Annotated in this window: 29 protein-coding genes; 21 read left to right on the top strand and 8 right to left on the bottom strand. The window is 42.3% G+C overall.

Annotated elements, in window-relative coordinates; all coding sequences use genetic code 11:
* Window positions 1–21: 21 nt before the first annotated feature.
* The 6 genes from leuA (at window position 22) to rdgB (ending at window position 5,397) form a co-directional block, all read left to right on the top strand.
* Entirely contained in the window at window positions 22–1,719 is a 1,698-nt protein-coding gene (leuA, locus tag FTU02_RS10200) for a 2-isopropylmalate synthase (RefSeq protein ID WP_180156976.1), read from the top strand.
* Window positions 1,720–1,823: 104 nt separating this feature from the next.
* Window positions 1,824–2,984 (top strand): homoserine O-acetyltransferase, encoded by a 1,161-nt coding sequence (locus tag FTU02_RS10195; RefSeq protein ID WP_078192713.1) that lies wholly within the window; start codon window positions 1,824–1,826, stop codon window positions 2,982–2,984.
* Complete coding sequence (gene metW, locus FTU02_RS10190) at window positions 2,984–3,577, top strand: methionine biosynthesis protein MetW (protein ID WP_067763682.1); 594 nt, start codon at window positions 2,984–2,986, stop codon at window positions 3,575–3,577. Before FTU02_RS10195 ends, metW begins: the two co-directional genes overlap by 1 nt.
* Window positions 3,574–4,164 (top strand): tetratricopeptide repeat protein, encoded by a 591-nt coding sequence (locus tag FTU02_RS10185; protein ID WP_218956183.1) that lies wholly within the window; start codon window positions 3,574–3,576, stop codon window positions 4,162–4,164. Before metW ends, FTU02_RS10185 begins: the two co-directional genes overlap by 4 nt.
* Before the next feature lie 92 nt (window positions 4,165–4,256).
* Window positions 4,257–4,697, top strand: a complete 441-nt coding sequence (locus FTU02_RS10180; RefSeq protein WP_180144333.1) for a hypothetical protein — start codon at window positions 4,257–4,259, stop codon at window positions 4,695–4,697.
* A 76-nt stretch (window positions 4,698–4,773) separates the two neighbouring features.
* Window positions 4,774–5,397 carry an RdgB/HAM1 family non-canonical purine NTP pyrophosphatase gene (rdgB, locus tag FTU02_RS10175; protein ID WP_180156974.1) on the top strand — a complete coding sequence of 208 codons (624 nt, stop codon included), beginning with the start codon at window positions 4,774–4,776 and terminating at the stop codon, window positions 5,395–5,397.
* Between the two features lie 395 nt (window positions 5,398–5,792).
* Here the strand turns inward: rdgB and FTU02_RS10170 are convergent, their stop codons facing one another.
* Window positions 5,793–6,674: a permease gene (locus FTU02_RS10170; RefSeq protein WP_180106416.1), complete on the bottom strand. Its 882-nt coding sequence runs from the start codon at window positions 6,672–6,674 to the stop codon at window positions 5,793–5,795.
* Between the two features lie 141 nt (window positions 6,675–6,815).
* Here FTU02_RS10170 and tatA point away from each other — a divergent pair, with 141 nt between their 5' ends.
* The 4 genes from tatA to FTU02_RS10150 all read left to right on the top strand — a co-directional run bounded on the left by tatA (window position 6,816) and on the right by FTU02_RS10150 (window position 10,731).
* On the top strand, window positions 6,816–7,037 hold the full coding sequence (gene tatA / locus FTU02_RS10165) for a Sec-independent protein translocase subunit TatA (protein ID WP_078189673.1): 222 nt from the start codon (window positions 6,816–6,818) through the stop codon (window positions 7,035–7,037).
* A 12-nt stretch (window positions 7,038–7,049) separates the two neighbouring features.
* Complete coding sequence (tatB, locus tag FTU02_RS10160) at window positions 7,050–7,526, top strand: Sec-independent protein translocase protein TatB (RefSeq protein WP_180156972.1); 477 nt, start codon at window positions 7,050–7,052, stop codon at window positions 7,524–7,526.
* Window positions 7,523–8,293, top strand: a complete 771-nt coding sequence (tatC, locus tag FTU02_RS10155) for a twin-arginine translocase subunit TatC (protein ID WP_180156970.1) — start codon at window positions 7,523–7,525, stop codon at window positions 8,291–8,293. The genes tatB and tatC overlap by 4 nt, the downstream gene beginning before the upstream one ends.
* 221 nt (window positions 8,294–8,514) lie before the next feature.
* On the top strand, window positions 8,515–10,731 hold the full coding sequence (locus FTU02_RS10150; RefSeq protein ID WP_180156968.1) for a PhoX family phosphatase: 2,217 nt from the start codon (window positions 8,515–8,517) through the stop codon (window positions 10,729–10,731).
* 40 nt (window positions 10,732–10,771) lie between these two features.
* On the opposite strand, the gene FTU02_RS10145 is transcribed toward FTU02_RS10150, so the two are convergent.
* Window positions 10,772–11,551, bottom strand: coding sequence for an NRDE family protein (locus tag FTU02_RS10145; RefSeq protein WP_078192717.1), 780 nt, complete (start codon window positions 11,549–11,551; stop codon window positions 10,772–10,774).
* A gap of 93 nt (window positions 11,552–11,644) precedes the next feature.
* On the opposite strand from FTU02_RS10145, the gene lgt reads away from it, so the two are divergent.
* From lgt to FTU02_RS10130, 3 genes are all read left to right on the top strand, one after another.
* Window positions 11,645–12,457 (top strand): prolipoprotein diacylglyceryl transferase, encoded by an 813-nt coding sequence (gene lgt / locus FTU02_RS10140; RefSeq protein ID WP_180007176.1) that lies wholly within the window; start codon window positions 11,645–11,647, stop codon window positions 12,455–12,457.
* 156 nt (window positions 12,458–12,613) lie between these two features.
* Window positions 12,614–13,006, top strand: a complete 393-nt coding sequence (locus FTU02_RS10135; RefSeq protein ID WP_180062932.1) for a hypothetical protein — start codon at window positions 12,614–12,616, stop codon at window positions 13,004–13,006.
* Window positions 13,007–13,375 carry a hypothetical protein gene (locus FTU02_RS10130; RefSeq protein ID WP_180156966.1) on the top strand — a complete coding sequence of 123 codons (369 nt, stop codon included), beginning with the start codon at window positions 13,007–13,009 and terminating at the stop codon, window positions 13,373–13,375. It begins immediately after the preceding gene.
* 21 nt (window positions 13,376–13,396) lie between these two features.
* Here the strand turns inward: FTU02_RS10130 and FTU02_RS10125 are convergent, their stop codons facing one another.
* A complete protein-coding gene (locus FTU02_RS10125; RefSeq protein ID WP_168377881.1) occupies window positions 13,397–13,909 on the bottom strand; it encodes a peptidoglycan amidohydrolase family protein in 513 nt (170 codons plus the stop codon).
* 561 nt (window positions 13,910–14,470) lie between these two features.
* On the opposite strand from FTU02_RS10125, the gene thyA reads away from it, so the two are divergent.
* From thyA to msrA, 5 genes are all read left to right on the top strand, one after another.
* Window positions 14,471–15,313, top strand: a complete 843-nt coding sequence (gene thyA, locus FTU02_RS10120; protein WP_078189681.1) for a thymidylate synthase — start codon at window positions 14,471–14,473, stop codon at window positions 15,311–15,313.
* Between the two features lie 100 nt (window positions 15,314–15,413).
* Entirely contained in the window at window positions 15,414–15,926 is a 513-nt protein-coding gene (locus tag FTU02_RS10115; protein WP_168377882.1) for a dihydrofolate reductase, read from the top strand.
* Window positions 15,927–15,953: 27 nt separating this feature from the next.
* Window positions 15,954–17,024, top strand: a complete 1,071-nt coding sequence (locus FTU02_RS10110) for a DUF4105 domain-containing protein (protein WP_180156964.1) — start codon at window positions 15,954–15,956, stop codon at window positions 17,022–17,024.
* Window positions 17,025–17,108: 84 nt separating this feature from the next.
* Window positions 17,109–17,558: an META domain-containing protein gene (locus FTU02_RS10105; RefSeq protein ID WP_180156962.1), complete on the top strand. Its 450-nt coding sequence runs from the start codon at window positions 17,109–17,111 to the stop codon at window positions 17,556–17,558.
* A gap of 168 nt (window positions 17,559–17,726) precedes the next feature.
* On the top strand, window positions 17,727–18,251 hold the full coding sequence (msrA, locus tag FTU02_RS10100; protein WP_180024449.1) for a peptide-methionine (S)-S-oxide reductase MsrA: 525 nt from the start codon (window positions 17,727–17,729) through the stop codon (window positions 18,249–18,251).
* Window positions 18,252–18,332: 81 nt separating this feature from the next.
* Here msrA and FTU02_RS10095 read toward each other — a convergent pair whose 3' ends face one another.
* The 5 genes from FTU02_RS10095 to FTU02_RS10075 all read right to left on the bottom strand — a co-directional run bounded on the left by FTU02_RS10095 (window position 18,333) and on the right by FTU02_RS10075 (window position 22,013).
* Entirely contained in the window at window positions 18,333–18,737 is a 405-nt protein-coding gene (locus tag FTU02_RS10095; protein WP_078192724.1) for a biopolymer transporter ExbD, read from the bottom strand.
* Window positions 18,737–19,360 (bottom strand): MotA/TolQ/ExbB proton channel family protein, encoded by a 624-nt coding sequence (locus tag FTU02_RS10090; RefSeq protein WP_078192725.1) that lies wholly within the window; start codon window positions 19,358–19,360, stop codon window positions 18,737–18,739. Before FTU02_RS10090 ends, FTU02_RS10095 begins: the two co-directional genes overlap by 1 nt.
* A gap of 30 nt (window positions 19,361–19,390) precedes the next feature.
* Entirely contained in the window at window positions 19,391–20,155 is a 765-nt protein-coding gene (locus FTU02_RS10085) for a TonB family protein (protein ID WP_180156960.1), read from the bottom strand.
* A gap of 210 nt (window positions 20,156–20,365) precedes the next feature.
* Window positions 20,366–21,232: a formyltetrahydrofolate deformylase gene (purU, locus tag FTU02_RS10080; RefSeq protein ID WP_078192727.1), complete on the bottom strand. Its 867-nt coding sequence runs from the start codon at window positions 21,230–21,232 to the stop codon at window positions 20,366–20,368.
* 79 nt (window positions 21,233–21,311) lie between these two features.
* A complete protein-coding gene (locus FTU02_RS10075; RefSeq protein ID WP_078192728.1) occupies window positions 21,312–22,013 on the bottom strand; it encodes a TetR/AcrR family transcriptional regulator in 702 nt (233 codons plus the stop codon).
* A gap of 116 nt (window positions 22,014–22,129) precedes the next feature.
* Here FTU02_RS10075 and FTU02_RS10070 point away from each other — a divergent pair, with 116 nt between their 5' ends.
* The 3 genes from FTU02_RS10070 (at window position 22,130) to rpmG (ending at window position 24,145) form a co-directional block, all read left to right on the top strand.
* Window positions 22,130–23,578, top strand: a complete 1,449-nt coding sequence (locus FTU02_RS10070; protein ID WP_180034939.1) for a coniferyl aldehyde dehydrogenase — start codon at window positions 22,130–22,132, stop codon at window positions 23,576–23,578.
* Window positions 23,579–23,740: 162 nt separating this feature from the next.
* On the top strand, window positions 23,741–23,977 hold the full coding sequence (gene rpmB / locus FTU02_RS10065) for a 50S ribosomal protein L28 (RefSeq protein ID WP_000048256.1): 237 nt from the start codon (window positions 23,741–23,743) through the stop codon (window positions 23,975–23,977).
* Window positions 23,978–23,989: 12 nt separating this feature from the next.
* Window positions 23,990–24,145 carry a 50S ribosomal protein L33 gene (gene rpmG, locus FTU02_RS10060; protein ID WP_001205031.1) on the top strand — a complete coding sequence of 52 codons (156 nt, stop codon included), beginning with the start codon at window positions 23,990–23,992 and terminating at the stop codon, window positions 24,143–24,145.
* The last annotated feature ends 57 nt before the right edge of the window (window positions 24,146–24,202 follow it).

Below are 24,202 nucleotides of genomic sequence, written 5' to 3'. Positions count from 1 at the left end.
GGTGCTATAAGGAGTTTTCACATGATGTTGGCAGATCCAAGCAAAAAATACCGTCGCATGTACCAACGTGTAGACTTACCAGACCGTCAATGGCCAAATAACGAAATCAATAAAGCGCCGATCTGGATGAGTACCGACCTTCGTGACGGTAACCAAGCGATCTTCGAGCCAATGAACATTGAACAAAAGTTCAAAATGTTCCAAATGCTTGTGAAAATTGGTTTCAAACACATTGAAATCGGCTTCCCTTCTGCATCACAAATCGACTTTGATTTCACGCGTTTGTTGATCGAAGGCGGTCATATTCCTGATGATGTGTACATCGAAGTTTTGGTTCAAGCACGTGATCATTTGATTCAACGTACATTTGAATCTTTACAAGGTGCAAAACGTGCCATCGTGCATATCTACAACTCAAACTCTCCAACTTTCCGCAATAAAGTGTTGAATGTTGACGTTGCTGGTGCAAAACAATTAGCGATTAACGCTGCAACGAAAGTCAAAGAATACGCTGCAAAACAGCCTGAAACTGAATTTGTATTCCAATACAGTCCAGAGTGTTTTACTGCAACAGAATTAGAAGTGGCTAAAGATGTCTGTGATGCGGTCACTGAAATTTGGGAAGCTTCTCCAGAGAACAAAGTGATTTTAAACTTGCCTGCAACGGTTGAAGTTTCAGGTCCGAACGTCTATGCCGACCAAGTGGAATGGATGCACCGCAACATTCAACGCCGTGACGGTGTAATCATTTCTGTACACTGTCATAACGACCGTGGCTGTGGTATTGCCGCTTCTGAGTTGGCGATTATGGCTGGTGCTGATCGCGTCGAAGGTTGTGTGTTTGGTAACGGTGAACGTACAGGTAACGTCGATGTTGCAGCGATTGCATTGAACATGTATACCCAAGGTGTTGCACCAAACTTAGATTTCTCAAACATTAACGAAATCATTTCAACCATTGAAGAATGCACAGGCTTGCCGGTACACCCTCGTCATCCGTATGCTGGTGATTTGGTCTTCACCGCGTTCTCAGGTTCGCACCAAGATGCCATTAAAAAAGGTTTCGAGTTCCAAAAGAACGAAGAAATGTGGGATATGCCTTATTTGCCAATCGACCCGAAAGACTTGGGCCGCGACTATGATGCCGTGATTCGTGTCAACTCACAGTCTGGTAAAGGCGGTATTGCGTACTTGTTAGAATCAAATTACAACGTGGTGTTGCCTCGCCGTATTCAAATTGAATTCTCGCAAATCGTACAGCAAAAAACAGATGAAGACGGTACCGAGATTTCTGCGCAAGCAATCTGGTCTTTATTTAAAGACACCTATGTTGCTGCCAAAGACACGCATTATGCGGCGAAAAACTACCGCTTACATGATGAAAATGGCAAGCAAGTCATTGAGCTTGATGTCGAAGTGAACGGTGAGATCCAGCAATTGCGCGGTGAAGGCAACGGTCCAATCTCAGCTATCTTAAATGCATTGCAGTTGCCGATTGATGTCTTGAACTATGAAGAACGTAGCATCAGTTCCGGTGCGCATGCCAAAGCATTGGCGTTGATTGAGCTTCAAGTGAAAGGCACAGGCAAGTCTGCATTCGGCGCAGGTGTACATGACAACATCGTGACTGCATCCATCGAAGCGATTATTGCCAGCACGAACCGTTTAATTGAACAAGGTGTTTTAAGTACTGAACAAGTGATTGCTGCTGCAGTCTAATTCAATGCTATAAATATCAAATAGCAATAAAATGACTTTAGAAGGATACCCTCAAGTGGTATCCTTTTATTATTCATACTAAAGATTTAAGGCGAATTATTCCTGTGTCTTTTCCAGCTGACTCAGTGGGCTTAGTTACCCCACAAAAGTTTATTTTTGAAGAGCCGTTAGAGCTCGAATGCGATCGCATACTCCCACGTTTTGAGCTCATGGTTGAAACTTATGGCGAACTGAATGCGGACAAATCCAATGCAATTTTGATTTGTCATGCACTGTCAGGCCATCACCATGCTGCAGGTTATCATCATGAAGATGACCGTAAGCCGGGCTGGTGGGACGCATGTATTGGACCAGGCAAAGCCATTGATACGTCAAAATTCTTTGTCGTAGCACTAAATAATATTGGCGGCTGTAGCGGTTCTACTGGACCGACCTCTCCAAATCCTGAAAATGACAATCGTCCTTATGGTCCTGATTTCCCATTAGTGACTGTCCGTGACTGGGTCAAAACCCAAGCCATGTTGTCTGATCGTTTAGAAATTCAGCAGTGGTATGCGGTGATTGGCGGCTCTTTAGGGGGCATGCAAGCTCTACAATGGTCTGTGGACTATCCAGATCGTTTACAAAAGTGCGTGATTATTGCGAGTACACCAAAACTGTCTGCGCAAAACATTGCCTTTAACGAAGTGGCGCGTCAGTCGATTTTGTCTGACCCTGATTTCCATGATGGTCGCTATTTAGAAAATGATAGTTATCCTAAGCGAGGTTTGATCTTGGCCCGTATGGTCGGTCATATCACTTACCTCTCTGAAGAAGCCATGAAACAAAAATTTGGCCGTGACTTAAAGTCAGGTAAATTTATGTATGGCTTTGACGTCGAATTCCAAGTCGAAAGTTATTTGCGTTATCAAGGTGAGCAATTTAGCCGTAACTTTGATGCCAATACCTATTTGATCATGACCAAGGCTTTAGATTATTTCGATCCATCACGTGAATATGAGCAATCATTAAAAACCGCGATGTCTAAAACCAAGTGTCAATTTTTAGTTGTTTCGTTTACAACGGACTGGCGTTTTGCCCCTGCTCGTTCGCAAGAAATTGTAGATGCATTAATTAGCAATCATAAGCCTGTGAGCTATGTGGATATTGATGCTGAACAAGGCCATGACTCTTTCTTGTTCCCGATTCCGTTATATGTGAAAAGCTTACGTGCATTCCTAGGCGGTGTAAAACACCTGCAAGAAACACCGAAGGAGACCAACTAATGCGTATTGATCATCAACTGGCTGAACGTTGGATTAAACCAGATTCAAGCGTACTCGATTTAGGGTGTGGTGACGGTGAACTGCTTGCACATATGAGCAAAAAGCACAATATTCGTGCATATGGCTTAGAAATTGATCAAGAAAAGATTGCAATTGCAGTCAGTCGCGGGTTAAATATCATCCAACAGGACTTGAACTTAGGTTTAAGTCGCTTTGCCGACCAGTCTTTTGACTATGTGGTTATGGCACAAGCCTTGCAAGCTGTAGATGCACCAGACGTTCTCTTAAGAGACATGGTGCGTGTGGGGAAACAGGCTATTATTACCTTTCCAAACTTTGCACATTGGAAGACTCGTTCTTTCCTTGCATTAAAAGGAATGATGCCTGTTTCAGACGCGTTACCCTATATGTGGTATAACACGCCCAATATTCATTTATGTACTTTCCGTGATTTTGAAGCGCTGTGTGCTGAAAATAACATCCGGATTATTAACCGACTTGCCGTGAATGGGGATCAACAAGACAGTTTACTGAGTAAACGTCTCCCAAATCTATTTGGTGAAGTCGCAATTTATCGAGTGAGCGCTCTATGAAAAAATTATTATTAAGCACGACGCTACTGATTGGACTTTTTAGCATACAAGCCCATGCGGATTATGTTGCTCCATCAACTTCAGTTTCTAGCCAAGCTGCACAATATTCAATTATGGATATTCACAGCTTAAGTAAAGCTGCTAAAGCAGGTCAGCCCGGTGCTCAGTTTTACTTAGGCACTAAATATCAACAAGGTAAAGACGTTGCAAAAGATGAACGTCAAGCTTTTGCATGGTACAAGGCTGCTGCTGATCAAGGTTTATCTGCGGCACAGCTCAATGTAGGTCGTATGCTCGCAGATGGCATTGGGACTAAAAAAGATGAAGCGCTTGCTCGTCAATATTTCGAAAAAGCAGCCAGCCGTGGTGATAACCGTGCAAGCTTTAACTTAGCCATGATGGAAGAGCAAAAGAAAAACTATATGGGTGCATACCAATGGTATGAGCTTTCTACTCGTGATGGCATGCTCGACAACAAAGTGATCAGCTTGTCTGAAGGTAAGAAAACGGCATTGGCAGCCAACTTAAGCCAAGACCAAATTCGTCAAGCACGTGACCGTGCAGACAAATGGATTCAAGCACAATAAGTTTTTGAATCTTAAAAAGCACCTTCGGGTGCTTTTTTATTAAATATATACTTCTAAAACAACCCATATTTTTAAAATTATAAGGGCAATACATGAAAATAAATTTTGAAGTCATTCAATATTCAAGTGGATATTATTCTGGATTAAACATACAGATTATTCCTTTTAACCTTGATCAAAATCCAAACTTGCAAAACTCTATCGTTATTGATGAACTAGCTTTTTCACTTATCGAAAAATTCTTCTTTGAACATGAAAGCCCTTGGTCACACTGGGGACCAACTTATGTTTATCCTGAAAAAATCACTACAATTATTGAAAGGCTGAATCATTATAAAAACTATCTAAATGAAAAAAAATTTTTAACTTATAAAGATAATGTTCAGCTTCTCTTTAAAAAAGAAACAAAAAATTTTAGGAAGAAATTCCCTAAATATAAAACTAAAGTAATCACTATGATTAACCAAGTCATTGGATTTTTAAAAAACATTCAAATCAACAAAATTGATGGTATTACAGTAATAGGAGTCTAAAGCGCATTTAACTTCAACCAGATACGTTAAATCCGTTAAAATACTTTTCAATATTCAACATAAAGAGCGATTCTGCATGGCTTCATCTAATTGGTTATCTCAAGGCACTTTGGTTCTGGCGAGCAACAACAAAGGTAAAATTGCAGAATTTGAAAAAATGTTTGCCGAGCTTAATCTTCCTGTTGAAGTGATTCCACAAGGTCAGTTGAACATTGAAGATGCCATCGAAGACGGTCTAAGCTTTGTTGAAAATGCCATTATCAAAGCGCGCCACGCATCGAAAATTTCAGGCAAGCCAGCCATTGCAGATGATTCTGGCATTTGCGTTCCTGTACTCGGTGGCGCACCAGGGATTTACTCTGCGCGCTATGCAGGTGAACATGGCAATGATGCCGCTAACAATGCCAAGTTGCTTGCTGACCTCAAACCACTCCGTAAAGAGGGTGAAGCCATCGAAGGTATGTTTGTATGTGTCTTGGCTTTGGTCCAACATGCAGAAGACCCACTCCCACAAATTTTCCAAGGGGTTTGGCGCGGTGAAGTGATGGAAGCAGCACGTGGTGAAAATGGCTTTGGCTATGACCCACTGTTTTGGCTGCCTGAACTAAACGTTTCTAGCGCTGAATTATCAAAAGAAGAAAAAAATAAAATCAGCCATCGTGGTCAGGCGATGAAATTATTTAAAGCAAGTTTGAAATAATTTGAATTGGAGTTAATCTTAATGCCAAAGATTAACTCCAATCCCTGAATAAAAATAGAATAATTATGGCACTTCAACCGATACAGATCATATGCAACGCTTGCCATCACACTTCAACTGAAATCCCAACACGCTCATTTCTTGGTTTTCAAAAACTAAGCTGCCCTCATTGCCATGCGCAACTAACCTACCCGCTCACCTCTGGCTTTCGTACCACTTACGTTATTTTTGCAGTGTTGATCGTACTGTCGATCATGCTTAATCTGTCGCAAGGTCAGGTTGGATTTCCAGGCCTGATAGGTATCGCGATGATATATGCCCTCGTGCGTGATTGGCAGATTCGCAAACAGCTTAAGTAGTCACCCTTTGTGGGCATCTATAATTCACTTTTCATATTAAAGCGAAAAAAGATGCAAAATTAACCCATAAAAACTGACTACGATGCAGCTCATAATCGTGCCTGAAGCAATATAACGTGCCGAAGTTCCTGTTCCTTGATAATGCGTTTCTAAAGCCACAATATTGGCTGCAGGGGGTAAGCAGAACAGCATAAACATCACCCCAATATATTTCTCGATCTGAGGAATCGGAAGAAAGGCATAACTCAAACTACAGATCACCGCACCGACGGTGAGTTTCATCGCATAAATACGACTACTGTTCATCAGATCACGCCACTGCACCTTGGTTTGACGCAGCCACATGCCTAAGACACACATCCCCGTGAAACTCATTCCAATTTTTGCAGCCTGATACAGCCAATCTAAGATCTGATGTTCTTCTAAATGTTGTAGTCCAACTATTCGACAGACGCCTGCAATCATCAAGGCAAATACAGGCGGTGACATCGCCACTTTTTGAATCACGCTCGACCATGGGAGTTGGGCTGAACTGACGGCTGTCACGGCCCACATATTGCCAAAGATAGAGCCACCGACATACAGAGCCACCATCGCTGCACTAATTTCAGGGCCGAACAGTGCTAAGGCAAAAGGAAAACCCAGCCAAGCTAAGTTCAAATAACTGACACACAAGGCACGTAAACTATCTTTTAACAGCCAGCGAAATAAATAAAACATCAGCACGGCAACACTAAAGCTAAAGAGCATGAGCGCTAAACTGCCTGCTTGATAGAACACCATGTTGTAGATGATTACGGCTGGAATAAAACAGCGTGCAAGTAAGCTAGAGAAAATCGATTTGAGCGATGCGGTTCCTGATAATGATGCTAATCCGAGGCCACTTAAAAAACCCAATATCGGAAGAAGAAACGCCACTACACCACCCTCACTGCTCAATCCATGCATAGTAACACTGAACATAAGCTTCGCGGCTGTCTTTAAACTGCAACATCTTGGTCACTTCACTGTCATCTACAACTGCTGAAATGTTGTGCAGACCAACAAGAGGATAACAAGATGGCTGGACTATCGATTTGGCATGTACTGATTTTTGCAATTGTGGTGATTTTACTCTTTGGTACATCAAAACTAAAAAACTTGGGCAAAGATGTCGGCGGCGCGGTCAAAGATTTCAAAAAATCGATGCGTGATGAAGACGCAGCAAATACACAGCTTAATGAGCCTCGCACGCTAGAGCATGAAGCTCAAAATAAAACCAATTCCTCAGTTCAAAGCTAAGGAGTTGTCATAATGCTTAATATTGGTATTAGCGAATTACTGGTGTTCAGCATTATTGCGCTGATCGTACTCGGCCCGGAAAAACTGCCTGAAGGTATCCGCTTTGCAGGTAAATGGTACGGGAAAGTTAAACGACTGATCAGTAACGTGCAAACAGACATTGATCGTGAACTTCGCATGTCCGAACTTCGTGAAGAAATGCAAAAAGAAATGCAACGTATTCAACAGCTCGAAGCGCGTATGCAGGCTCAGATGAATGAATTGCAACAAACGCAACACCCCATAGAACAGACTGCGCAAAAACAACAAGAAGCAGTCCTACCAGACAATAAAAATTTATCCCCACGTTATCAGTACATCGAACGTGGTCAGATCACGATCTTTGCCGTGGTTACCCCCCAAATGAAAAAAAAGCACGAAATTAAAACAGATCAAGCTCCTGTATTAAGTTCGACCGACGCATTAGCAGAATATCAGGTGGCCGTATGACAGATCTTTCACTGAATAATTCACAGAACACTGTGCCTGATTTGGAAGAAATGCCGATCACCAAACATTTGGTGATTTTGCGTCGGCATTTGATCAAAATTACAGGACTTATTTTGATTCTGTTCTTTTGTTTACTACCCTTTGCCAATCAAAGCTATCAATTGATGTCAGAGCCACTGCGTGCGCAGTTGCCGATGAACTCATCCATGATTGCAACGGATGTGACCGCCACCTTTATGGCGCCGTTTAAGCTGAATTTCTTTGTCGCGCTAATGCTCGCGATGCCCTTCGTGATTTATCAACTTTGGGCCTTCATCAAACCTGCACTGTATGAAAAAGAGCGGCATTTGGCGATGCCCTTATTATTCGGCAGTATCGTCCTCTTCTATGCCGGTATTGCCTTTGCCTATTGGGTTGCCCTGCCATCCATCCTGCATTTTTTTATGAGTGTTTCCCCTGAAACAGTCGCCCCTATGACTGACATCAATAGTTATTTAAGTTTCTGCTTAAAGCTATTTTTGGTGTTTGGACTGACCTTTGAAATTCCTATCATCACGTTAATTTTGATTTTGATCGGGGTGGTGTCTACTCAAACCTTGGTGGAGAAGCGTCGTTTTATTATCGTCGGCTGTTTTTTTGTCGCCATGTTTGCCACTCCACCCGATGCGCTTTCGATGATCATGTTGGCCATTCCCATGTGGATGCTGTTTGAGCTGGGTTTGTTCTTTGGCAAGCTGATTGAAAAACGACGTGCATCTGCAACTTAAATAGACATATGTTTCGACAATTTTGGTGAGTTTTACACCTAAGAGGCTGAGATAGCCTCTTTTTTTATGCGCCCATCTTAATGTTTTGCAATTTTCACGCCGTGAAAGCCAAACGCCTATTTCATCAGTTTGCAACATTAGCTTCAAAGCATTGTCATATTTTATCGATAGTTTTATGTGATCAACTTTTACCCAGCACACCTTTGCCAGGATTTAAATTCATGACAAACATGCCATATAACGAAGATCAAGAACTTGATAACAACACTTCGGATAACCTTCATTTTCGTGACATTTTAGAACAGCGCATCAGCCGTCGTAGCTTGATTACCAAGACTGCGAGTGGTGCAGTCGCACTTGCATTGGCATCTTCATTAACGGGGTGTAATGATGACAATGACTCAGATTCAAATAGCAATACCAAACCACCTGTAACCGATCCAAATCAAAAACCGACCAAGTTCAATTTCACACCGGTGAAAAAAAATTTAGACGATATTGTGACTGTTCCTGAAGGCTATCAAGCGCATGTGCTATATGCGATGGGTGACTCGATTAACCCTGCATACCCAGCGTGGGATGATAACAATGTTCCTTCTGGCCCGAGCTTCCAATTCCGCTCTGGTGACTGCCATGACGGTATGAGCTTCTTTGGTTTAAATACCACCTCTGGACGTTATGATGCCAAGCAGTCTGACCAAGGTTTGTTGGTAATGAATCATGAATACATCAACCCGACCTTCTTGCACCCGCAAGGCCCAACCAAAGTGGAAGGTCGTCGCCCTGAAGATGAAGTCATCCGTGAAGTCAATGCACACGGTGTTTCTGTGATTCAAATTGAAAAAGACAGCAAGACTCAAGCCGTTAAACTGGTACAAAACTCTCCATTTAACCGTCGTATTACCGCATCGACCGTAATGGACTTTAAAGGCCCTGTTGCAGGCTCAAGCTTAGTCAGTACAAAGTTTTCAGCCAATGGTCAACAAACCCGTGGTACACACAACAACTGCGGTAATGGCTATACCCCTTGGGGCACTTACCTGACAACAGAAGAAAACTTCATTGGTTACTTCGCTCGTGCAAAAGACGATGATGCCAAACGTAGTCCTGCTGAAATTGTGGCACTCAACCGTTATGGCCTAAAAGCGGGTGCGAACTCGCGCTATGGTTGGGAAACAGCGATTGGAAGTAATGAGTCTCAAGATTTATATGACCGTTGGTCGGCGAATGTTACCGGTACTCAGGCAGCAGAAGATTATCGTAATGGTCCAAACACCTTTGGTTGGATTGTCGAAATCGATCCATTTGACCGCCGTGAAAACCCAGTAAAACGTACTGCACTGGGTCGCTTTGCACATGAAGACTGCCGTGCAAGTCGCTTGCGTGAAGATGACAACCTTGCGTTTTACATGGGCGATGACTCGCGCGGTGAATACATCTATAAATTTGTATCCGACCAAAAATGGAATAAAAAAGATGTCAACGGTGGCTATGCCGCGGGCGACAAATACATGAACAACGGTAAGTTATACGTTGCCAAATTTAACAACGACGGCAAAGGTCAATGGATTGAATTGAGCTATAACGTCAATGGTTTAAACCAAAGCAACAGCGTGTATCCTTTTAGCTCACAAGCAGATGTGCTGACCTTCGCACGTCTTGCCGCAGATGCTGTCGGTGCTACCAAAATGGACCGTCCTGAATGGGTCGCTGTGCATCCAGACAATGGTGAAGTCTATGTGACCCTCACCAATAACTCTAACCGTGGTACGACGCATGCACTAGATGCTGCCAACCCTCGTAACTACATCGACCCTGAAGGTGGTAAAGGCAACGTCAACGGTCATATTATCCGTTTCCGTGAAGATGGGGATACAACCACAGCACTCAGCTTTACTTGGGATATTTACCTGTTTGGTGCTGAAGCAAAAATGGCGAGCAACATTAACTTATCTGGTCTAAATGACAACAATGACTTGTCATCACCTGATGGGATGTGGTTCGACCCACGTGGTGTGTTATGGATTCAAACCGATGACGGTGCTTATACTGATACCACCAACTGTATGATGCTTGCTGCGCTTCCGGGTCAAGTCGGTGATGGTACAAAAGCCACGACATCATCGGGTCAAGAAACCATTGTGGGTGCAAAACTGAATGATGAAAACTTACGTCGCTTCCTGACTGGACCTAAAGAATGTGAAATCACAGGTGTGACGATGACACCTGACTACAAAGCGATTTTTATCAATGTGCAACATCCCGGTGAAGATTCAGCATCCTATGCTGAACCGACCAGCCACTGGCCGGCATCACAAACCAATGCTGCAGCGACCTCACGTCCTCGCTCAGCGACCGTTGTCATCACCCGTAAAGATGGTGGAGTGATTGCTGGTGAAGCGGTAGAACAAGCTCAGCCAACACAAAAAACCGCATAAAACACCTTTTAAAAAAAAGCCGACGAATCGTCGGCTTTTTTTATGGCTTTAAATGCACTTCTATCTGGGTGATCTGTCCTTGTTGCTCACCCTGCTGCTGTTTTTCTTGCCAATGCCACTGTGAATCCCGCATACACAATAAATTTGAACAGCGGGTGCCATACACCGGACTTTGAATAAAGGTTGAAGACAGCAAATGTTCCATCTCTGTCTGAATCCCAGTATTGGGTAGCAGCGCTGGAATGATTTTACGTTCATCTTCCAAAATATCCCACGCAGCGGCATCTATGTCCGCCTGTGGTTGCTGGCTTTGTAGCATCGGCAAAAATTCTTGCGTGAAACGTTTACGCAAATGTCGAGTCTTTTCCCAATGTTCAGTCATTAAACCATTAGATGTGACATACACCCCTTTGGCTAAGACTTGTGGCGCTTCACCGCGATTACTCATATAAACGGCTTGAGTGGCATCGCCAACGAATAAATTAAAGCCAGCATAATTACATTGGATTTGTTCAAGTGCTTGCGCAAAACGAATGGGCGTTTGCTCAGATTCTAAAAATTGCTGAATCAAAGCGCCACGTGAAGTGGGATATGTGGTCTGATCACGACCATCACGAAAATTGGTCACAATCGCCCAACGCCCTTGAGCGGTTATCCCCATCCATGTTCCACCAGACTGTAAGTCCTGCCCTGCAATAATCGGACTATCTACCCATTGCTTTAGGCCTGCCGTCGGTCGATGATAAAACTCATCACGATTCGAAATCAGGCAGAGTGGCATGTCATCCAAGACCTGCCAAGCAAAAGCCACAATGCACATATTCAACTCTCAATATCTTTACACATTGAATGTACAACATTTTTCAGCACATTAAGCTAAAATCTGTGCAAAACATAATGACAAGGAACAGCAATGCTGACATATCCAAATATCGACCCTGTGGCGATATCACTGGGGCCACTACAAGTTCACTGGTATGGTCTGATGTATTTATTGGCCTTTTTATTTGCATGGGGCTTGGCAAGCTACCGCGCAAAACAACGTGACGGCTGGAACGCAGAAATGGTCTCTGACCTGATTTTCTATGGTGCATTAGGTGTCGTGATTGGTGGACGCTTTGGCTATGTCTTCTTTTATGGTTTCGATCAGTTCCTTGCCAACCCACTGTGGCTATTCCAAGTTTGGACAGGCGGCATGAGCTTCCATGGCGGTTTCCTTGGGGTCATGATTGCCATGTTACTGTGGTGCAAGAAATATAAAATGACTTGGTTCCAGACCCTCGACTTTATTGCACCTTGCGTTCCAACAGGCTTAATGTTTGGTCGTATTGGGAACTTTATTGGTGGCGAACTATATGGTCGTGCAGTGACTGACCCAAATTTTGCTTTCGGTATGATCTTCCCAACCGATCCACTTCAGTTGGTGCGCCATCCGTCGCAGCTTTATCAAGCACTCTGTGAAGGTTTGATTCTGTTTATTGTGCTGTGGTGGTTTAGTTCAAAACCTCGTCCACGTTATGCCGTTTCAGCCTTGTTCCTCATCGGATATGGTATCGCACGCTTCACCGTTGAATTCTTCCGTGAGCCGGACAATGGTCAACTGTTCATCGGATGGATGAGTAAAGGTCAGTTCCTGACAGTTCCGATGATTCTGATTGGACTATGGATGATGTGGTATGCCTACCAGAAAAAAATCTATGACTGGGGTCCACAAAAGAATCATTAATATTTTCTAAATATCTTTAAGCAAGCGAGGTTTAGGCCTCGCTTTTTTATGCGCTGAAATTTATTCCTTCATACGCATTTACTGCACATGAAGTGACTGAATTAGACAACTGATCTGTGCTAAAGTTTATTCAGCTTATTTTTAAACTATCGATCCATGCTTGAATTTTGGTTTAACCCCAGCGTTTCTGTACTTAAAAAAATCCTATTTTTTATTGCGATGGTCGTACTGACCGGTGTTCTGTATTGGATGGAACCCTTAACACTTCAAGCCATTCTCATGTTCATGGGTACAGGCGTGATTTTCCTGATTTGTCGTTATTGCAAGATTCATTTTGCAGCAAAAAACCCAACTGGTTTACTCTATCGTTTATTGACGTGGATTCCGATTGCACTGCTGTTAGCATTGGTTTTTATCAACATGAATAAGGGTGAAATTCTGATCCCGGGTGCTCAAGGCATTGGCTTTATGGCTTTGGCGATCTGCCTGCTCTCCCCGATTTCACTGCTGAATAAAAACGAGAACACTTCGCCCGAAGGTAAAGTTTAAATGCTGACGTTTTGGTACTCTGAGCGCTGTAACCGACAAATCAAGCTCTTCATTTGTATCAGTACCTGTGTGCTTATTTTTCTATGCGCTGAACAAAAACAACTAGATCCCCGCTTTGCGGGCTTCAGTTTAGCGATTGGTTTGATGATTGATCTGCTTTATAAGCTCAGACAAGACAAACTAAAAACACTGTCTCCGTCATTAAAATGCGGTTTGGCTAGTTTGCCAATTTTATGTTTAGTGTGCTTAATTTATTTTCTACCCAATGAGCAACGCTGGATTTTAGCGCTGCAATGTGTGGGCTTTGCTGCAATTGGATTATTTATCGTCTCGATCTACAGTCAGCGTGCAAAAAGGTTTGAAGACTAACCTTTTTTCACTGAAGGACTGTTAATCCGCTAAGCGGTAATAGCTGTATTTCACATTTGGAGTTCGATAGACCGCATAACCCGCTTGACGATAATCAGACACCCAATCCTTACCTGAATATGCTGCGATATGACCATAACGGCTACTTTGATTGCGGTCGATAATATAGATATCGCCTTTCTTTGGTCGATCAAACGCTAAATTAATTTTTTGATAACCAATTTTTTGTAATGTGCTGCCCCAGTCTGCTGCGGCAACGGGGTGACCGTTAAAACGTGCCCCTGCGGACTCAAGTGCTAAACGAACACTGCGGGCACATTTCTGAGTACTTCTTTGGCGGGTAATGCCTTGTAAAAATCCAGTCAAACGATCGATATCGATACGCTGACCATTGCGGGATACCACATTTTTAGTCGCTGCTTTTTGAGTGGTATTGGACTTGCCCGTATTTTTACTCGCCTGAGAACGAATTATGATATTTGCCTGAACTGGAGCATGCACTTCACTCAAGTTTACATTGTGATCATAAGCCATTCTTTAACCCACACTCCCGCCTATATTTAGGCATTCAAAAATTTTAACGAGGGTGATAGTACCGCGTAAATCATGTTTTTTCATGTAAAAAATGTAAGATTTCTTAAACAAATCTTCACATTTAAATACAACCGTCTATTTTTAATTCAAATATATTTATTTTTGATATCAAACTCTTATTCAGAAATAATAGCCCAAAATCATCTCTTCACAATGAGAAAAATCACGTTTATTTTTTAATCAAACTTATCTGTATTTTTTTTCAACGCTGCGAATGTAACATCGCTTAATATGTAAACAATAGAGCTTAAGTCTTCTAAGCTCGTGCTTGATTGAACAGACATATAGTCTCGTTAACACTTGATGTAATTGTTATTAATAGGCGTCTTCAACTCAGAAAATCCAGCGCTTGTTGCCTGCAAAATTTTCTCATCACCCAATAAACACCGTATGATTTTGATTTTTTAAACCTGACCATATTCAAGTACCCATCGCAGTTCCTTCCTCACGCAAAACAAGCTAATATGTGCCACAAGAAATTTAGCAAATTATGAGAGAGACATGCGCCAGTATTTAGACCTTTTACAACACATTCTCGACAACGGCGGCGACAAGGGCGACCGTACGGGTACGGGAACACGTTCTGTATTTGGTCATCAAATGCGCTTCGATCTTTCTCAAGGTTTCCCTTTACTCACCACCAAGAAAGTTCATTTCCGCTCTATCGTGATTGAACTGTTATGGTTCCTTAAAGGCGATACCAATGTTCAATATTTGCAAGACAATAAAGTCTCGATTTGGGATGAATGGTCTACAGCAGAACAAACTGCACGCTTCGGTCGTCCTGCCGGCGAATTAGGTCCTGTTTACGGTCATCAATGGCGTAATTTCGGTGCAACCAAAAAAGCCGATGGCCTATATGAACAAGATGGTTTTGACCAAATTAAATGGTTGGTCAATGAAATCAAAACCAATCCTAACTCTCGTCGTCTAATCGTGTCTGGTTGGAACCCAAATGAGGCAGGTAATGTTGCATTGCCACCATGCCATACCTTGTTTCAATTTTTTGTCCAAAACGGAAAATTATCCTGCCAATTATATCAACGTAGTGCTGACGTTTTTTTGGGTGTGCCGTTTAACATTGCCAGCTATGCCCTGTTAACACACATGATTGCGCAAGTTTGTGGTCTTGGTGTGGGCGACTTCGTTTGGACCGGTGGGGATACACATTTGTATGCCAACCATTTCGAACAAGCGCAGTTGCAACTGACACGTGAACCAATGGGTCTGTGCCAATTAAAACTCAATCCTGAAATCACCGATCTTTTCGATTTTAAATTTGAAGATATTGAAATTGTAGGTTATGAATCACATCCTGCGATTAAAGCCCCTGTTGCTGTTTAATTTTTAGAAATCCCAAGTGAAAAGCAAAATCCCGCTTTACCTCAAGCGGGATTTTGCATTCTAATAGACGGCAAATATTTCGGCTATTTGAGTTCAAACTATGGCATTTCAAAATTTAGAAATCGTGCACGTTGTCGCTATGGATCAGCAGCGCTGCATTGGTAAAGGGAATGATTTGCCGTGGCATATTTCTGCAGATTTACAACACTTTAAAGCCATCACCCAAGGTGGTGTGGTGGTTATGGGACGCAAAACCTTAGAGTCTATGGGACGTACCCTACCGAAGCGTGTCAATTGGGTCATTACACGAGATAGCAATTGGTCATTTGAAGGCACCAAAGTCGCATATAGTATCGATGAGGCGTTAACGCAAGCTGTTGCTGATGTCGCGAGTTCAGAAAAACCAACGAGTTTGTTTATTATTGGTGGTGGTGAAATTTTTAAGCAAACCATCGGCATCGCAGACCGTTTAGAACTCACACATGTTGAACTCGATGTTCAAGGTGATGCGCATTATCCTGAAATTCCTGCGGACTTTCAAAAAGTGGCATCAGAACAACACATCGACGACAAAACTGGGATTGCTTTTGAGTTCGCAACTTACCGAAAATAAAGAAAAATCTTAAGCTAAAAGAAAAATATGCAACAGAGTGACCAACGAGCAATGTTCAAAAAAATAGGGCGAAGTATTCTTCATGCTCTATTTAGTGTGTTTGTCCTCTGTTCTTCGATTTGGCTCTGTGCCGCCCTGTGGATACAGCAACCGGCAGGCTGGTTAGGCAGCCGCATTATCATTGGGATCTGGATCGCTTTTGCTCTTAGCATTTTAGGCATCTATATTACCCAACACTTTTTTAGCCGTCGTAAAGATGTCTTGATTTATATTGTGGGCTTTATCTGTGGTCTATTTTGGTATTTTGGCATGGAAGCACGCCAAGATCGTGAATGGAATCCTGAAGTGGCAGAAATTCTACATTATGAAAAGCAAGGCAATCTGGTCACCTTGCACAATGTGCGTAATTTCGACTGGCATGCCGATGGCAGCTATACCCCGCACTGGGAAACCCGCCAATATGACCTGAGTCAAATCAATGGCGTCAACATCATTACCTCGTATTGGATGGGGCCGCAAATTGCCCATACACTGGTCAGTTTTGATTTTGCTGACAGACCACCGCTGACATTTTCGATTGAAATTCGCAAAGAGAAAAATGAAGAATTCTCTGCAATTGGTGGTTTTTTCCGTAAATATGAACTGAGCCTCATTGCATCAGATGAAAAAGATATCATCTATACTCGTAGCAATACACGTGGTGAACAGGTCTATTTCTTCCCCGTAAACATGCCAAAATCTGAAATGCAAGCGCTGTTTGTAGAATATCTCCATAAAGCCGATGAACTGCGGACTCAACCTAAATGGTACAACACGCTCACCAGTAATTGTACAACACTAGTGTTTGACATGATTCAAGCCGTTTCCAAACATCAACTTCCAACCGATTACCGCTTATTTGCATCGGGTTATTTGCCGAATTATTTGCATGACCTTCATGCCATAGACCAAAATTGGGATATGAAAACATGGTATCAAAAAGCTCATGTTAACCCTCGTGTCTCTCAAATCAAGCAACTGAGCAGTGAACAATATTCCAAATTAATTCGACAAGGTTTGCCGCATTCACATTCAAATCCAAGCGCCAATCAATTGTAATTCTTAAATAATGATACAAATATGGCTAGCTTATCTGTGCGATATTTGCTTAGATAGTTGAAATGCTTCCACGGGGAAATTCCGATGCTAAAACAAATATTTGTTGCTGCAACTTTGGTTTCAACTTTAGTGGTGACAGGCTGTGAAAGCATGCCTGCACAAGACAACACCATAACTGAAAATTTAAACCTATTACAGAATCGTACTTGGATTGCCACTCAGATTGGCAACACTCCAATCAAAACAGCACCCAATGCGCAGAATATTCCAAGTATTCAATTCGATGCGGCTTCAAAACGTGTCTCAGGTGCAGACGGCTGTAATCGTATAATGGGTGGCTATAATGCTGGCAAAGACACCATAACGTTTGGCCCGATTGCTGCAACACAAATGGCTTGTCTCAATAACAATGGGCTAGAGCGACAGTACCATGCAGCACTCGAAAAGGTAACGCATTATCAAGTTTTTGGAAAGACCTTGAAATTGCTAGACCGTCACGGCAATTTATTAATTCAATATGAAAGCGCTGTTTAACCGCGTTAAATCGTTAAAAACGTCTGCTTCGGCAGACTTTTTTATTCACTGTTCAGTCATGCCAGAGACATTTAATGCACATAAACTTGTGATTAGTATACAGACGTACATTGCAGTTTTTAGCTATAACCCCATATTAAACATCAGGGAACAAGATAGGATTTCACTATGCAACAAGCGGTATTTGGTGGTGGGTGCTTTTGGTGTGTAGAAGCAGTTTTTCTACAACTAAAGGGCGTGCAAACAGTCGTCAGTGGTTATGCAGGGGGAGTTACTCAGCATCCGAGCTATGAGCAAATCTGTGAGGGAAACACCCAACATGCAGAAGTCATTCAGATCAATTTTGATGACAGCCAAATCAGTTTTAGCCAATTGCTAGATGTATTTTTCGCAACTCACGATCCAACCACGCTGAACCGTCAAGGCAACGATGTCGGTACACAGTATCGCTCAGTGATTTTCTATCAGGACGAATCACAAAAGCAGCTTGCTGAACAACGTATTGAAGAATTAAAAGCTGAAGGCATCAATATCGTGACTGAACTGAGTCCAATGCCGACCTTCTACCCTGCCGAAGAATATCATCAGAACTTCTTTGCACGTAACCCAAACCAAGGCTATTGTAATTTCTCAATACCACCTAAACTCATGAAATTACGTAGCAAATTTCAAGACCTACTCAAATCTGAGTGATCTATTTGTACGACGTCTTTTCAAAATAGAGATATAAAAAAAGCGACATTTCTGTCGCTTTTTTCTATCTTAGCTCAGTGCTTAGTTATCACTGGCAAAGGCGATATCGCTGAGTCCGGCTCCACTCGCACGCGACATCACTTGTGCAACTGTGTCATAACGTGATTCTTTATCGGCTTTTAATACCAATGCAGGCTTACGTTCTTGCTGACCAGCTGTATTTAGACGACTTTCTAAATCTTCGAGCGTGACAATATCACCATTCCAAGCGATATCACCCGCTGAGTTAATGCTGATGGTTACGCTTTCAGTTGGCAGATCAATCACTTCTGCAGTCGTTTGTGGCAAGGTTAATGGAATTGATGGGTTGGCAACAGTCGCAGTCACCAAGAAGATGATCATCAATACCAACATAATATCGATGAGCGGAATGAGGTTCATCTCATTCATGCCAGCATCGTTGTCTTCACCCAATTGAAAAGCCATTAAGCTTGACCTCCAGCTAAACTTTGCTGTGCAGTTTTCACGTCTTCTTTCTTCGCTGCAGATTCTTGTTGCAACATAGTATCAATCAATAAACCATGCGCTTGATCTTGCAATTCATTCGACAGTGTACGGTTAAAACGAACACAGATGTTATAAGCCAAAACCGCAGGAATCGCCACAGCCAAACCAAGACCCGTCATGATCAAGGCTTCACCGACTGGTGTTGCTACTTGTGCAAGACCCGCTTGACCGCTTTTTCCTACTGCTACAAGGGCATGAAAAATACCCCACACAGTACCGAACAAACCTACGAACGGTGCAATTGAAGCAATCGTACCCAATACAGATACGCCTTTTTCAGCATTAGCTTTTTCTACCGAAATTTGACGTAGTAACGCTTGTTCTGCCACAGCCTTACGTTGTTCAAAAGCTAAAGGAGCAAATTTCGCTTTCAGTTTGCTTAGTGCATCTGCAAGGTGGTTATATGCCACTTGCTTGAGCTGACGTGTGCCCATAATACGAAGAACGAAGATCGTCCAAGTCGCAATCGACATTGCAAGTAACACGAAATACAGTGTTTTGCTGACTGCATCTGCATGTTGCCAATAAACTGAAAAGTTCATATTCGAACTCCTAATGGGTTAGCCGGAATCTTAATTAAGTTTAAAGTTAAATGGTTGATCAACTCGCGTCGGAGTTGCCACACCATTATCAATATATTTGGATAAACGTGCACGCTTCACTGCAGCAGTCACTTTACGGTTTACAGCAGCGCCACAAGTCGAGTTTTTAATTGTTGCTGATTCGACTTTACCTTCAGCACTTGCAGCAATCGCAACTTCAACTGTACACGACGCTTTTAATTCACCATCTTCAAATTGAACATTCGGTTTCTTAACCCAACTGACACCATTACCGATGCTGACTATTTTAGGTGTCGGTGGCGCAGGTGGTGCTGGAGGCGCAGGTGGTGGTGCAACAGGTGCCGGAGGTGTTGGTTCAACACGAACGACTTTCGTTTCAGAAACCACAGTTGAAACAACAGGTGTTGGTGGTACGTTTTTGACCGCTTCAACAGTTGGTTTCGGCGCATCTTTCTTTTTCACCTGTTCCACTTTTTCCACTTTCTTCGGTGGAGGTGGTAAAGGCTTATCTACAATTTTAACTTCTTTTGGCTTTGGTGGCTCTTTCTTCGGTTCTGGTTTTGGCTTCGGAGGTTCTGGTTTTTTCTCTTCAACAATCTTCACAAAGCGAACTTTAATCGGATCTTTTTCGATCGGTTTAAGTTCTGGTGCTTTCATATTGCTGACCGCCCACAATACCCCCATATGCCCTACCACAACAGCGAGAAGCGCAGTAATGATTTTCTTTTTCATCGGGTTAGGTGATTGCATCATTGGAGCGGGAGATTGACTCATTAAACTCAGTTACCTTGAAGAAGCGATTGCATTTATTTTGTCAAAAATACAATCATGCTCATCGGTTAGCACAATTAAAGTACGGCAATAATAAATGAGAAGTGTTTTCATTTGCAACTATTAATTCGTCAGATTTAATGACTTTTTTTAATCATAATATAAAAAAGGCATACCTAAAGTATGCCCTTTTATTCAAAAATTCATCTCGTTTTATTGAAATACAACAGTTTTATTACCATCGACAATAATACGATCTTCAAGATGCCATTTGACTGCACGTGCGAGCACATTACGTTCTACGTCCTGACCTAACTCACGCAATTGTTCAACAGTAAAGTCGTGGCTTACACGCTCTACGTCTTGCTCAATAATCGGCCCTTGGTCAAGATCAGCAGTCACATAGTGCGCTGTCGCACCAATCAACTTCACACCTTTTTCATGCGCTTGTTTATATGGGTTCGCACCAACAAAGGCTGGGAGGAATGAATGGTGAATGTTGATCACTTTCATTTCCCATTTTTGAACAAATTCTTCGTCTAAAATTTGCATATAACGAGCAAGAACCAATAAATCATTGCCTTGCATCAACTGATCAATTTGCTCATAAGCTTCACGTTTGTTTTCTTTATTCACAGGAACAACTTCAAACGGAATACCGAAATTTTCTACAGATTCACGTAAAGCATCGTGGTTAGACACGACTTTGGTGATTTCACATGGCAAACCACCACGTGCATGACGCCACAACAGCTCAAGCAAAGCATGGTCAACTTTTGACACCAAGATACCGACTTTCTTCACATCACTGACTAAAGCTAAACGCCAGTGCATGTTGTAACGCTCAGCAACATTGCTCGCAAATGTTTGAGTTAGACTTTCTTTACGGCTTTGTAAATTGTCCAATTCAAACTCAACACGCATGAAGTATCGCCCCCCTTGAGCTTCAGTCGCGTATTGATCAAGTGCGGTAATATTTGCTCCCTGATGATACAAAAAGCTCGATACAGCTTGCACAATCCCTGGTTTATCTTCACAGGTAATGAGTAAGCGTGCTGTGTTAGCGGTCGACATATTCATGTTGGTTTATATCACTAATCAGTTAAATTGAAAAAAGAGCCGAGTATTCTAACGCTTTTTAAAGCCAGACTAAATAGTCTTATTCAGTAACCTGATGCTTTACGTTTGAAAGACTTGCAAATAAGTCCGACGGCCCTAAAGTTTCGAGCAGTCGCTCATAGGTTTCACGGCTTTCACCACGTAGATATGCGCCTTCTAAGAACACCATTTGTCGCAGTGCTTGCCACACCCACTTTTCTTCCAAAGTGTTGGAGTCAGTAATATGGCCCGACATATAAAGGAAGTTGGTCCAGTTGGTCAGCACGATCCACAAGTTAATGGTTAAGGCCTCAATTTCAGAATCGGTCATCTGCATTAAGCCTGCATCGACAAAAGCACGATAAATTTTCTGCCCTTGTTGCATAACTTGACCAGCAAAACGTGGATACATTTTGCGGAAATCTTCATTATTTTCGACCAAGTGATAAACATCACGATGTAAAAAGCGATAAGCCCATAATTGGCTACTTAACACTTGGAAATAGCGAATTTTATCATTGGCATCAAGCTGACGATCATCAGGAAGCGCTAACATTTCTAGCGTTTCATGCTGATATTGCTCCATTAATTCCTTAATAATTTCACTTTTATTTCGGAAATGGTAATACAAGTTACCTGGGCTCATTCCCAGTTCAGCAGCAATATGATTGGTTGTCACTGAACGCTCGCCACGCTCATTAAACAACTGCAAACTCAGCTGCAAAATACGTTCTTTCGTTTTTAAGGTTTTGGTGTGAGACATCCTAAAACAACCATTTATTTCAAAGCATTAGAACACTAACACATAAAGTAACTTGACTATTTAGAGTATTTGCTCTAAAAATTAATTAATCGCTAATTGGGATATGGTCGTGCGACATGAATAGTCAAACAAAAACAACTTCAATGACCCCACATTCTTTTGATCACCAGCATCTCAACAATATGTTGGAACAGCAGAAACAAGCGTATTTACGTTACCCATTGCCTACAGCGAAGGAACGTATAGACCGTTTGGCTCGGCTTAAGCGTATCTTAGTTAAGTATCAAGATCAATTTGCTGATGCAATTAATCAAGACTATGGTAACCGTTCTATTGGTGAAACGAAGATTGGTGAGTTGCTCACATGTCTTGAACACATCAAATATTATAGCAAGCATTTGACAGACTGGATGAAACCATCCAAACGCCATGTCGGAATTATTCATCAACCTGCAAAAGCATGGGTGCAATATCAACCGCTTGGTGTAGTCGGCATTATTACGCCATGGAACTACCCACTACTTCTTTCTATAGGCCCACTGATTTGTGCTTTGGCTGCGGGCAACCATGCCATGATCAAAATCTCGAGTGCCTCTGCGGCATTCGGTGATGTACTCGAAAAAGCTCTCGCAGAAGCATTTCCTCAAGAATTGGTCGCAGTCGTCAATGGTGGTGGCCCAATTTCAGATGCGTTTAGTCACCTTGCCTTCGACAAAATGATTTTTACTGGTTCGACCAATGTCGGTAAAACCGTCATGGCGGCAGCGTCTGAAAATTTAGTTCCGGTGATTTTAGAATTAGGCGGAAAGTCACCTGTATTGGTTCATCCGTCTATTGACCTTGCGGATGTTGCACAGCGTCTTGCGGTTGGTAAACTTTGGAATGCAGGTCAAACTTGTGTTGCACCTGACTATGTGTTCTTACCTCGTGGTAAAACGGCTGAATTTTTAGATCACTATAAAGTGTGCGTTGAAGCCATGTACCCAAGTATTGCCCATAATCAGGACTACACTTCGATTATTAATGACAAGCAGTACAAGCGCCTACAAGGTTATTTAGAAGATGCGCGTGATCAAGGCGCACAAATCATCAGTTTTAACCCACAAAATGAAGATGTGGATGCTGTACGTAAAATTGCACCGACTGTGTTAACAGGTGTCACTCCAGACATGCAAATTATGCAGCATGAAATATTCGGTCCGATCCTTCCGATCATGGAATATGATCAAATTGACGAGGTTATTGCTTTTATTAATAGCCGTCCTCGTCCACTTGCTTTATACTATTTCGACTTTGATCAGGCACGTGCCGACTATGTCGCAACACGTACCCATTCAGGACATTTCGGACAAAACACGGTATTAACCCATGTTGCTCAAGATGACCTGCCGTTTGGCGGTGTGGGGGCTTCGGGTATGGGGAAATATCATGGTCCAGAAGGTTTCTTCAGTTTGTCGCATGAACGCTCGGTGATGTCGAATCCAAAACTCTATAGTTTGAAATTCATTCTTCCACCGTTCAATAAGCCGATCCACAAACTGATTTCGAAGACACTTCTTCGATAAACGATCAAGGCATGAACGATCACACTAGGTGATCGTTCGTTTTATGCAAAATCGCTTGTCTTTTAAGCGCATTTTTGATATAAAACGCCCCTTGAATGAATTCAATGTTTTTTTTGACTGGCCATACAGATTTGCTGTTGGCTAAATCAATGGAGTTACACCATGTCTAAGGTTTGCCAAGTTACCGGCAAGCGTCCAGTCGTTGGTAACAACGTCTCACACGCCAACAACAAAACTAAACGCCGGTTCGAGCCGAACCTGCATCACCACCGTTTTTGGTTAGAAAGCGAAAAACGTTTCGTACGTCTTCGTCTAACTACTAAAGGTATGCGTATTATCGACAAATTGGGCATCGAAAAGGTTGTTGCTGACCTACGTGCTCAAGGTCAAAAGATCTAAGGAGCTACGAACATGCGTGATAAAATTCGCCTAGTTTCTTCTGCTGGTACAGGTTATTTCTACACTACCACTAAGAACAAACGTACTATGCCGGAAAAAATGGAAATCAAAAAATTTGATCCAAAAATCCGTCAACACGTAATTTTCAAAGAAGCTAAAATCAAATAATTTTAGTTTTTTGAAAAAAACGACCTGCTTAGGTCGTTTTTTTTTGCATTTTTTTTA

The organism is Acinetobacter sp. YH12045 (assembly GCF_013419925.1).
Lineage (GTDB): Bacteria > Pseudomonadota > Gammaproteobacteria > Pseudomonadales > Moraxellaceae > Acinetobacter > Acinetobacter amyesii.
Note: the sequence above shows the minus strand (reverse complement) of the source record. Positions and strands in the feature narration are given on the sequence as shown.